The organism is Actibacterium sp. D185-2 (assembly GCF_054954595.1).
The window spans coordinates 1-9709 of the sequence record NZ_JBPWNX010000033.1 but is presented as its reverse complement, the minus strand read 5'-3'; the positions used below and the strand labels follow the sequence as shown (position 1 = coordinate 9709).

General features: G+C 62.8%; 10 protein-coding genes. 5 read left to right on the top strand and 5 right to left on the bottom strand.

Going from position 1 to position 9709, the window contains the following annotated elements; all coding sequences use genetic code 11:
• Positions 1-514 precede the first annotated feature (514 nt).
• Positions 515-1738 carry a type II toxin-antitoxin system HipA family toxin gene (locus ACSR1C_RS19960; protein WP_460260786.1) on the bottom strand — a complete coding sequence of 408 codons (1224 nt, stop codon included), beginning with the start codon at positions 1736-1738 and terminating at the stop codon, positions 515-517.
• Complete coding sequence (locus ACSR1C_RS19955; protein ID WP_460260785.1) at positions 1738-2121, bottom strand: helix-turn-helix transcriptional regulator; 384 nt, start codon at positions 2119-2121, stop codon at positions 1738-1740. Before ACSR1C_RS19955 ends, ACSR1C_RS19960 begins: the two co-directional genes overlap by 1 nt.
• A gap of 845 nt (positions 2122-2966) precedes the next feature.
• Here ACSR1C_RS19955 and ACSR1C_RS19950 point away from each other — a divergent pair.
• The 5 genes from ACSR1C_RS19950 to ACSR1C_RS19930 are packed head-to-tail and all read left to right on the top strand — an operon-like array spanning position 2967 to position 7373.
• Positions 2967-4274: an ArdC-like ssDNA-binding domain-containing protein gene (locus ACSR1C_RS19950; protein ID WP_460260784.1), complete on the top strand. Its 1308-nt coding sequence runs from the start codon at positions 2967-2969 to the stop codon at positions 4272-4274.
• Entirely contained in the window at positions 4271-4960 is a 690-nt protein-coding gene (gene trbF / locus ACSR1C_RS19945; protein ID WP_460260783.1) for a conjugal transfer protein TrbF, read from the top strand. Before ACSR1C_RS19950 ends, trbF begins: the two co-directional genes overlap by 4 nt.
• Entirely contained in the window at positions 4957-5934 is a 978-nt protein-coding gene (trbG, locus tag ACSR1C_RS19940; protein WP_460260782.1) for a P-type conjugative transfer protein TrbG, read from the top strand. Before trbF ends, trbG begins: the two co-directional genes overlap by 4 nt.
• Positions 5931-7106: a TraB/TrbI/VirB10 family type IV secretion system protein gene (locus ACSR1C_RS19935; protein ID WP_460260781.1), complete on the top strand. Its 1176-nt coding sequence runs from the start codon at positions 5931-5933 to the stop codon at positions 7104-7106. The genes trbG and ACSR1C_RS19935 overlap by 4 nt, the downstream gene beginning before the upstream one ends.
• 3 nt (positions 7107-7109) lie before the next feature.
• Positions 7110-7373 carry a DUF2274 domain-containing protein gene (locus ACSR1C_RS19930; RefSeq protein ID WP_460260780.1) on the top strand — a complete coding sequence of 88 codons (264 nt, stop codon included), beginning with the start codon at positions 7110-7112 and terminating at the stop codon, positions 7371-7373.
• On the opposite strand, the gene ACSR1C_RS19925 is transcribed toward ACSR1C_RS19930, so the two are convergent.
• The 3 genes from ACSR1C_RS19925 to ACSR1C_RS19915 all read right to left on the bottom strand — a co-directional run.
• On the bottom strand, positions 7306-8367 hold the full coding sequence (locus tag ACSR1C_RS19925) for a LysR family transcriptional regulator (RefSeq protein ID WP_460260779.1): 1062 nt from the start codon (positions 8365-8367) through the stop codon (positions 7306-7308). The genes ACSR1C_RS19930 and ACSR1C_RS19925 overlap by 68 nt on opposite strands.
• Positions 8368-8724: 357 nt before the next feature.
• On the bottom strand, positions 8725-9282 hold the full coding sequence (locus ACSR1C_RS19920; protein WP_460260778.1) for a GyrI-like domain-containing protein: 558 nt from the start codon (positions 9280-9282) through the stop codon (positions 8725-8727).
• A gap of 220 nt (positions 9283-9502) precedes the next feature.
• Positions 9503-9709: hypothetical protein (locus ACSR1C_RS19915; RefSeq protein ID WP_460260777.1), on the bottom strand; the 207-nt coding region annotated here is incomplete at its 5' end.

The window sequence follows — 9709 nt, the reverse complement described above, 5'->3', positions numbered from 1 at the left end:
TCAGGCCGCTCGCAGCCCTTCAGAAGTTCGTCCAGCAGTTCTTTGGAAATCGTCATCGTCCTTGCTCCTCTCAGGAAGCATGGACCAAACCGAAGTTACACAGAAGATCGGACACTCTCGGAAAAAATCGAGAATGTCATTCTTCTGATCTTCGCCTCGTAACTTGTATGCTGGACGCAGCGCAAAGAAATACACAAGGTTAGTGTCCAGCGCCTTGCAGACACGAGACTCGATTTGCCCTGCCCTAATGATTTCGCGGGCTACCCCGACCGCCGTCACGTGAACGAGGTAGAAGTCGGTACGCGCCGCAGTCGCACGCCCACGTAGAGTACAGTTCGCGACTCCGCTTGTTCTTTTCTTCATTACTGCCACACAGCGTTTTCCTGGTTCTCAATTGATCATACCAACATACGGCTTCTATAGCGTCTTCGCCAAGGCATGACGATATCGACGGCGGCTCGAAGTAATATAGAGTAGACATGTTTGCCGGTTTCAAATTTCCTTTGCCAGCGTCTCAGACGGCCAGCGCACGCTTGCTCTCGTCGTGCTCGAAGGCATGGGTGTAACTCTGCGCATCCGCTGCGGAGCAGCCTTCATCGCGCAAACCCCGTTTCCAATTGTTCGCGATCGTCTCGGCCATCTGAAATGCCTGCTTCCTAGCATCAGCGGGCGAAAGATCGAAAAACTCGCATGCCTCCAGCGCAATATCGAGGGATGCGTTGAATGATCCACCCTGGACAATGCCGGTCTCCAGCACCCTGTGCCGTGACGGGGACGGGTTGATGTCGAAGGCCGGCGAAAGCCGCCAGCGGTCCCCACCGGCATAAATAAAGCCGTGGTTCTTCAGATGGTCGTCCTTGTTGGACACGAGGATCGTGAAGACGATCCGCCGCCAGAGTTCATGCAGATCGTCGGAAGGTTTGCTCGAAATCTGCCTGATCACGTCGGCGATGTCCGTGTAGAACCCGCCTTCGTCGCTGTCCCAGTCGAGCGCGGTTCGGGCCGAGATAAACGGGATCCGCGTGTTGCCACGGCGATCGAACCGTCGGATCAGCGCGATCGGGCTGTCGCTGTCGCGCATCTCGAGTTTTGCTTCTGCGACTCGCAATCCGCATTTGGCCGCCAGCTTCAATGTGGCAACCTCGACGCGCTCGATCGGCCTGGTGTCCTGGGCGGAGGTGAACTTGGCGATCCACAGATGTCCGTCGCCCTCGACATTGGCCTTCGGACGGGCGCCGCCAAGCGACCCGGCGACGCCAGCCAAATCGCGGGCCTCTTCCTCCGCGCCGCCGGGATCGCGCTCGAACCGGTGCGCGAGCGCCCGCAGCCGGTCCAGTTCGACCAGACGCGGGATCGGCGGCGTCAGGTCGGACAGCGGTTCCATGTCGTCCCCGAGGAACCGCAACGCGCCCTGTCGGGTGCGGTCGTCGGACAGCACCAGATAGTCGAACTCGCTGAGACCGCCCCCCAGGGCCTTGGTCATCAGCGCACGTCCCCAGGAATCCGGCGCAGCGTCGGAGAAACATCCGGGTAGTGCCGAGCGACGGTCGCCTCGGCCCGCGCTGAAATGACCGCCCTCACGAAGAGGCAGGCCGGGAGAGAGCGCGAAACGATCGGATGCCGCCAGCCACTCGGCGGCGTATTCGAATTGCGAATGCTGGCGCCGGCCGTCGGTCTCGAACCGCAACCGCCCGACGACCCGCTTGCCTTCGCCGAGGGCGACGATCGCTTCGGGCATCAGAAACCGACCCCTTCATCATCGTCGCTGGCCGGAGGAGCGGTATCTCCCTTGACCAATCCGGTGGGCCTGACCCCACGCTTCCGGTCGATCCGCTTCGGCAACGCCTCCCTGTCGAGCAGCAATCCGGTATCGTCCGACCCCGGATCAAGGAAGTCCGATAACCGGCCGATCTCGCCAAGGACCAGGCAGGCCATGGCCAACGTCCCGATGCTGACGCCGTCATCACCCTTTTCCAGTCGGATGACGGTTCTCTCGGACACACCGATCCGTTCGGCAAACCCCTTCACCGAGATTCGCCGCTTCAAGCGAGCCGTCTTGATGTTCGCTCCCAGCGCCTCCAAGGCTCGACGCGCGTTCAAGGAGCTTACCTTAACTGCCATATCTGGACGCCAATATTATATAAACTGTCATATATGGCATTTAACATATCTGAGGTGAGGTTGCAATGAATGTTCAATTGGAGGCACGCGGCCTTGCCGGACAGGCTTTGGCGCCGGAAGGACTTCGCGGCCATCGCCGAGTGGCGGGCGGCAGGGGCTTTCGCCTTGAGGCGCAACAGACAGCAGGGCGTCTATTGCCTAGCTCGGCCCTTAGTTAAACAATGCGGCCTTCACTTGAATATGGGATGCCCGAAAACAAGGGAGCTTGAATAAGGGGCCGGTCTCACGTGGTTCTCGCGCGCCCGTACCGGGATGGCGCATCGATATAAATCCTTTCACTTCAGCATCCAGAGTGTGTGGTTTCGTATCACATCGACAATGCTGATCGGCAGCCCTCCAGTAGCTCGCTGGTCATGAATGGCGTCGAAATCGCCGGCGCGTGTCAGCCATGAGCTGCCTTGCCGAGCGTCATGCGCGAGAGGTGGTGAGGTGAGGACGAGCCGGCAGCGCGACGAACCCTCTGCACCTGGCGGCAAAAGCATAGCAAAACTCACGGACCGACCGAAGCACCTGACTGGACCGGTCGCACCGATGACTCCATGGCGAGGTTTTCAAATTCGGCTGATTGGAAGCCAATGCGCCGCTGATTGGAAGTGTGGGCGACAATCCGGGTGATGGGGAGGGGAAGGCCTTCCCCTGCGGCCGAGCCTTTGGTCTCGGACGACCCCTTCGAGCGGGGGGATTCCCCCGCAACGCCCCCTTCGAGAGTGAGAGTGCGGACGGGTTTGCCGTGACGGTATGAGGACTGGAGGAGAGGCCTCCGGCGCCCGTCGCGGAGATCTACGATGTCCAGAATGAACCACAAATCCGGCGCCCGGCGCGACCGGACCAATCTCTATTCCGAAATCACCGACAAGATCATCGCCGAGCTGGAGGCTGGCCGGGTGCCCTGGGTTCAGCCCTGGGGAACGGCGGCGGCGAAGGCGCCCCTTGGCCTTCCGAAGAACGCCTCCAGCGATCGTCAGTACTCGGGCATCAACGTCCTGCTATTGTGGGGCGCCGTCATCGAACGCGGCTTTTCCGGCCAGAGCTGGCTGACCTTCCGCCAGGCCCTGTCGCTTGGCGGCAATGTCCGCAAGGGCGAACGTGGAACCACCGTCGTCTATGCCGACCGCTTCGTGCCGGAGGACGAGAAGCGCCGGGCGCGCGAGACCGGCGAGGACGCCCAGGCGATCCCGTTCCTCAAGCGCTTCACCGTCTTCAACACTGATCAGTGCGAGAACCTGCCCGAGGAAGTTGCGACCGCCGCGCCGCCCGTGCCGACAGGTCTGATCGAACCGCGCGTCGAGGCGCTGATTGCAGCGACGGGCATCGACTTCCGCATTGGCGGCAACGTGATCTCGTCCGGCATCAAGGTGCTGGTCCTTGCCGTCATCATCGGCATCGGCTCGACCCTGTTCTCACAGTTCACCGCCGGCTTCGGCGGTGTTACGCCCACCATCGACGAGGCCATGGCAGTCGTTCTCGCGGCCCTCTCGCTCCTAGGCCTCGGCATCTTCGGCCCGGGAATCGCCAACGGCATCGTTTCCGGCGGACCCCAACTCGGCGCGGGCGCCGCAGTCGGCACCGGCCTGGCCGTCGGTGGTGCCGCTCTCGCAGGTGTGGGCGCAGCTGGACTCGCCGCCAGAGGGGGCAGTATGGCGCTTTCTGGCGCCGCGGCGGCTTCTCGCGGCGGCGCTGCGGCCGCAGGCGACGCTTCGACGGCATACAGCCTCGGCTCGGCGGGACAATCGGGTGCGGGCGGCGTTGCGTCCGGTCTCGGGGCCGTGGCGAACACAGGCGCGCGTGCCGCCACATCTCCATTGCGCCGCGCCGGGGCGAAAGCCGCGGGGAGCATGCAGCAGAGCTTCCAGTCGGGTGCTCGCTCTGCTTTCGAGACGACTGGCGGGACCATGGGCGGCGGCGCCAGCTCCGCCAGTACGGCGGCTTCACCGTCTTCCTCCACCACCGACGGTCCGCCCGATTGGGCGAAGCGCATGAAGCGCTCGCAGCGTCTCTCCCACGGCGTCCAGGCCGCCGCGCACGCCGTGCGCTCCGGCGACAGCCATGGCGGCGCCAGTTCCGTCAATCTCTCCGAAGGGAACCGCTCATGAGCTTCTTCAAACGATCCACCACCCATTACGGCAAATCCCCCGAGCCGGAGACACCCTATCAGCGCGCGGCCCAGGTCTGGGACGAGCGCATCGGCTCGGCCCGGGTGCAGGCGCGCAATTGGCGGCTCATGGCCTTCGGCTGCCTGATCCTGTCCGGCGGTTTCGCCGGCGCCCTGGTCTGGCAATCCACGACCGGCACGGTCGTGCCCTGGGTCGTCGAGGTCGACAATCTCGGCGAGGCGCACGCGATCGGCCCTGCGGAAGCCCGTTTCGAGCCCAGCGATCCGCAGATCGCCTTCCACCTCGCGCACTTCATCGAACAGGTGCGCGCGATCCCCGCCGACGCGATCATCGTGCGCCAGAACTGGCTGCGCGCCTACAAGTTCACCACCGATCGCGGCGCGCTGGCGCTCAACGACTATGCCCGCGCCAACGATCCCTTCACGCGGGTCGGACGTCAGCAGATCGCGGTCGAGGTTTCCAGCGTCATCCGCGCGTCGCCAAATTCCTTCCGTGTCGCCTGGACCGAGCGGCACTACGAGAACGGCCAGCTCTCCACCACCGAGCGATGGACGGCGATCCTGACGATCGTCATCCAACCCCCGCGCGACGCCGAGAGGCTGCGCGCCAACCCGCTCGGCATCTACGTCAACGCCATCAACTGGTCGCGGGAGATGGGCCAATGAGCACGATTATCCGCAAACCCGCGCTTCTGGTTTTCCGTAAAGCCGCATTGCCGCTTGCACTGATCTCCGTATCAGCGCTCACCGGATGCGCCACCTACCATCCACCGGAAATCAGCTACGACGACAGCGTGCCGCCGCTGCCGAGGGTCGAACGACCCGCAACCGACGAACGCCCGCGGCCACTCCACACGCCGCCGGCCTGGACCGTCGCGCGAGGTGGCCCGGATGCGTCCACGCCGGCCGGCCAGGTCGAGAATGCCAATGCTGCGGCACGGGTCGAACCCCGCCAAGAAGGCTATTATAACGCCATCCAGATCTATCCTTGGAGCGAGGGCGCGCTTTATCAGGTCTATGCCACGCCCGGCCAGATCACCAATATCGCGCTCGAACCGGGTGAGACGCTGACTGGCGCCGGTCCGATTGCGGCCGGCGACACGGCACGATGGATCATCGGCGATACCGAGAGCGGTTCGGGAAGAACCCGCCGCGTCCATATCCTCGTCAAGCCGACACGGCCCGACATCGCAACCAACCTGGTGATCACCACCGACCGGCGCACCTATATGATCGAGCTGCGCTCCCGCGAGGACCCCTACATGCCGTCGGTCGCATGGGCCTATCCGCAGCCGCCCGCCACACAGCATGCAACGCCGACAACGCCGAGAATTCCCGCCGCCTCCGCGCGCCACTATCGCTATGGCCTGCAGGGCGATAGTCCACCCTGGCGGCCGGTCTCGGTCTTCGACGATGGTCGGCGGGTCTACATCGTCTTTCCCGCCGGGATCGTACAGGGCGAGATGCCGCCGCTCTTCGTGCTCGGCTCCGACGGCGATCCGGAGATCGTCAACAGCCGCATCTACCGCAACATCCTGATCGTGGATCGCATCTTCGCGGCCGCCGAACTACGCCTTGGCAGTGGCGATCGCCAGCAAACCGTCAGGATCGTACGTACCGACGGGAGGCCAGGATCATGAGCGAAGTCGATGACAACAGGGAAGAAGGCGTGCCGCTCGAAGCGACGGCCGCCGATACCGCCGACCCGATGCGGTTGCGGGGAAGCCCGCCGCGCGTGACGCGGCTGTCGCGGCGTGTTCTGGCCGGACTCGGCCTGGTCGCTGCCCTCGGTGTCGGCGGTGCATTGATCTATGCGCTTCAGACACCGGAGAACGGAAACGGCGGTGACGAACTCTATTCGACCGAAAATCGCAACACTGCCGATGGGCTCAACGAGTTGCCGAGCGATTATACCGGTCCCGTGCTCGGTCCTGCGCTACCCGGCGATCTCGGCCGCCCGATCCTTGACGCGCAGGAAAGGGGGCAACCTGTCCCGCCGCCAGCGATCAACGCACCTGCGGTCGATCCAGAGGAGCAACGTCGGCTGGCCGAGGAAGAGGCGGCGCGCACGAGCCGGGTCTTCTTCCAGACCGCGCCGGGTGCGGCGCGCGAAACCCCAACGCCAACGCCAACGATTGCAGGGCTTAACCTCGGCGCTCAGCCGTCCGCCGCTCAGAACAGCGATCTCGCTTTCCTCAATGGTCCCGTGGACCGGCGCACCGTCGCGCCCGATCGTGTGATGGCGCCGGCGTCGCCCTATGTGCTTCAGGCGGGGTCCGTCATTCCCGCTGCCCTTATCACCGGTATCCGGTCCGATGTTCCCGGCCAGATCACCGCGCAGGTCACCCAGCATATCTATGATAGTCCCACCGGCAGCATGGTGCTGATCCCGCAGGGCACACGCATCATCGGCGAATATAGCAATGACGTCGGCTTCGGTGATAGACGCATGCTCCTCGTCTGGAACCGCCTGATCTTTCCCAACGGCCGCTCCATCGTTTTGGAACGACAGCCGGGTGCTGATACCCAAGGCTATGCCGGGCTCGAAGACGGGGTCGACTATCACTGGTGGGATTTGGCCAAGGCCGCCGCGCTCTCGACGCTGCTGTCGGTCGGAGCCGAACTTACCATGGACGACGACGAGCGGCTGATCCAGGCGATCCGCAATGGCGTGCAGGATACGATCAACGACGCGGGCCAGCAGATCGTCCAGCGTCAATTGCAGGTCGCGCCGACGCTCACCATCCGGCCCGGTTTCCCCGTCCGCGTGATCGTTACCCGCGATCTCGTTCTCGAACCCTATGGAGGTTGATCCATGACCGCCAAGCTGAAGCTCTCATCTGTTCCCAACGACAAACCCGTAAAGGTCAGCGTGGAGCTTCCACCGGAGGTCCACCGTGACCTGCTGGACTACGCCGCAGTAATGGCGCGCGAGACCGGACAAGTTGCGCCCGAACCTTCGAAGCTGATCGCGCCCATGCTCCAGCGGTTCATGGCGACAGATCGGGTATTCACGAAGGCGCGGAAGTCGCTGCATCAGCCTTCGCGACTTCGCGCGCCAGGCTCAGAAACCGCCTGAGCGCCGGATTGTCGTTTTCCGGTCGCCAGGTCAGCGAGAAGGGGATGGTTTCCGCATTCCCAATTTCCTTGAGGGGAATGAACACGACATTTGGATACCGGACACCACACCAGTGTTCGCAAACCAGACCAATGCCGAGCCTCAGCCCTACCAGATTCATCAGTCCCTCACGCCCCACCTGCTGCACTTTGATGCAGGCCTGGCGCCCGAAATCGCTGATCCTTCGAATGATGTAGTCATGAATTGTCGGCCCCGGCACGTAGGCGCTCACAAGAAAACACACTGCCGCCACATCCGACCAAGCGACACAGCGCCGCTGGGCCAAGGGATCATCTCCTGCGACGGCAACATAGAGGGGCGCCCTTGTAAGCAACATCATGTCGGCGTGCTCGGATGTCGGCTCGCCCGCCGCTCCGACCACGTCTATGCTTCTATGGCTGAGGGAGGTCATCAATTCGCCGAGGTCTGCCTCCGTGAAGGACAGTTCGACATCGGCGTGTAGTCTTTGAAATCTGGCGACAACCTCGCGCAATGCGCCTTGAGATAGCGATGCGGTCAAGCCTACGCGCAACTGCCCGTTGCCGGCGGTACCGGCGGACTGTGCGGCGCGCACCGTGTCCAAAAACTGATTGGCAAGTTGTCGCGATCGAGTGGCAAAATCCCACCCGGCAACTGTCAGACGCGCTCCGGCCGCGCTTCTTTCGAACATCGAGACCCCGAGCACGTCTTCGAGTTTCCGAATCCGGCGCGTGACGGCTGACTGGCCGATGCCCAGCAGCATGCCAGCCTTGCGAAAGCTCCCGGCTTCAGCAACCGCTAGCACGGTCTCCACGTCGTAAATTTCAATGTGTTGACACCGACGCCAAGTGTGCAGCCGCAGCGATTGTATCTTACGTGGGATGGACGGATTTTTAGTCACGGCCTGGCTGCCCTCTCGCGCGTGCGGCCAAGTCGTCCATGCGTCGTGAATGCCACAGCCGCCGCAGTTGCGCATCCTCCTTGCCTTGCGCGAAGGATCAGGGCGGCGAGGGCGGGACAGAGAGCGCCCAACGCGCTGATGGGAGCCCCGGGCGCGAGGGTTGCACCGCTCTGTTGGGCAACGCCCCAGAACGGAAGCGATAAGACGGCGAGCAGCCCCAAAAAGCGGATGCCCGCGACCCACTCGCCTCGTCGACCCGCAGCACTTTCTTCATGGTCAATCATCCCGCCAACCCAGCTTCAGCCAGGAGGTGTGCGGCAAGGACATGGCCTCCGGCGAAAGTGCGGGGAGACGCAAAGCACCAGACGCACTGCCTTGAAGGTCCCGGATGGGCTGCCGAAGGATTGTCTTGAGCTTCTCGGGCGCTTTTTTTCATGGATTGCTCAGGTAGATTTCGTGGTGCGCGCCGTTGAAAGTGATGTTCAGCTCGGGCATCACGTCCTCGTGCAGGCGCTGCAAGATCGGGCCTTCGCCTTCATAGCCGCCGACATGCAAGATCTGCAGACACCGGCCTTCGTCGAAGCGTTCGAAGCGCAGGGATGGGGGACGGTCATCCCGCTTGGTTCCTATTTTCGCAACCGCTTGATCGAACATGGCCCCGGTCACAAAGTCCGGTGCCATGATCATCACCGTCCAGCACCAGCGATCTTTTTCCCGCCGGACAAAGCTTTGCGGATCGTCCGCCAACCAAAGGGCTTCAAGCGGAGGCACCACATAGTCGCGTTGCAGCGCCTCCTTGACCGCAAACTTCATCGCGTAGCTGGCACCGCAGAGCCATTCGACCGCTGTCTTGTATTCCGGCGCGGTGTTCGGGTCTCCCACCCCATCGACCTGCACGAAGGTCATCGTCGGAACTTCAATCGCGACGAAGCGGTCCTTCGGCGGATTGAACAGCTCCCTATAGAACTTCTTCAAATCGAGTTTCGTCATTGTCGACGACTCCACTGGAGGGCGGCCGTAATCTATTGCCGGACCACAGCATTGAAATAGGCGCGCAATGACGTGCGACCGCGTACCGGGTCGGGCGGCCCCGATGTCTCGCCGTCGACGACCACAGCCGTCATGCAGGCATAGGACGCTGCCGCTTTGTCGGAGAACCCGAATCGAAGAAACGTTGCCTCCCAGGCCTCTCGCGGGACCACATCGACCTTCACCGATCGACCGAAAGCCTCAGAGATCGCGTCAGCAACATCTTGCGGCGAGTAACATTCCGGGCCTTCGACATATTTGAGGACGTGACCTGCTCCCCGAAACTTCCCTCGTTCTGATGTAGAGTTTGCTCAACCTTTTGAAGGAGCAAACGAATGCGAAAGAGCCGTTTCACCGAGGCGCAGATCATCGGGATGATCAAGGAACA

Bases quoted from the DNA above. Each gene is read 5' to 3' on its own strand.
- ACSR1C_RS19930 (WP_460260780.1), top strand. From the start codon at position 7,110: ATGACCGCCAAGCTGAAGCTCTCATCTGTTCCCAACGACAAACCCGTA.
- ACSR1C_RS19920 (WP_460260778.1), bottom strand. From the start codon at position 9,282: ATGACGAAACTCGATTTGAAGAAGTTCTATAGGGAGCTGTTCAATCCG.
- trbF (WP_460260783.1), top strand. From the start codon at position 4,271: ATGAGCTTCTTCAAACGATCCACCACCCATTACGGCAAATCCCCCGAG.
- ACSR1C_RS19955 (WP_460260785.1), bottom strand. From the start codon at position 2,121: ATGGCAGTTAAGGTAAGCTCCTTGAACGCGCGTCGAGCCTTGGAGGCG.
- ACSR1C_RS19935 (WP_460260781.1), top strand. From the start codon at position 5,931: ATGAGCGAAGTCGATGACAACAGGGAAGAAGGCGTGCCGCTCGAAGCG.
- ACSR1C_RS19950 (WP_460260784.1), top strand. From the start codon at position 2,967: ATGTCCAGAATGAACCACAAATCCGGCGCCCGGCGCGACCGGACCAAT.
- ACSR1C_RS19960 (WP_460260786.1), bottom strand. From the start codon at position 1,738: ATGCCCGAAGCGATCGTCGCCCTCGGCGAAGGCAAGCGGGTCGTCGGG.
- ACSR1C_RS19925 (WP_460260779.1), bottom strand. From the start codon at position 8,367: ATGCGCAACTGCGGCGGCTGTGGCATTCACGACGCATGGACGACTTGG.
- trbG (WP_460260782.1), top strand. From the start codon at position 4,957: ATGAGCACGATTATCCGCAAACCCGCGCTTCTGGTTTTCCGTAAAGCC.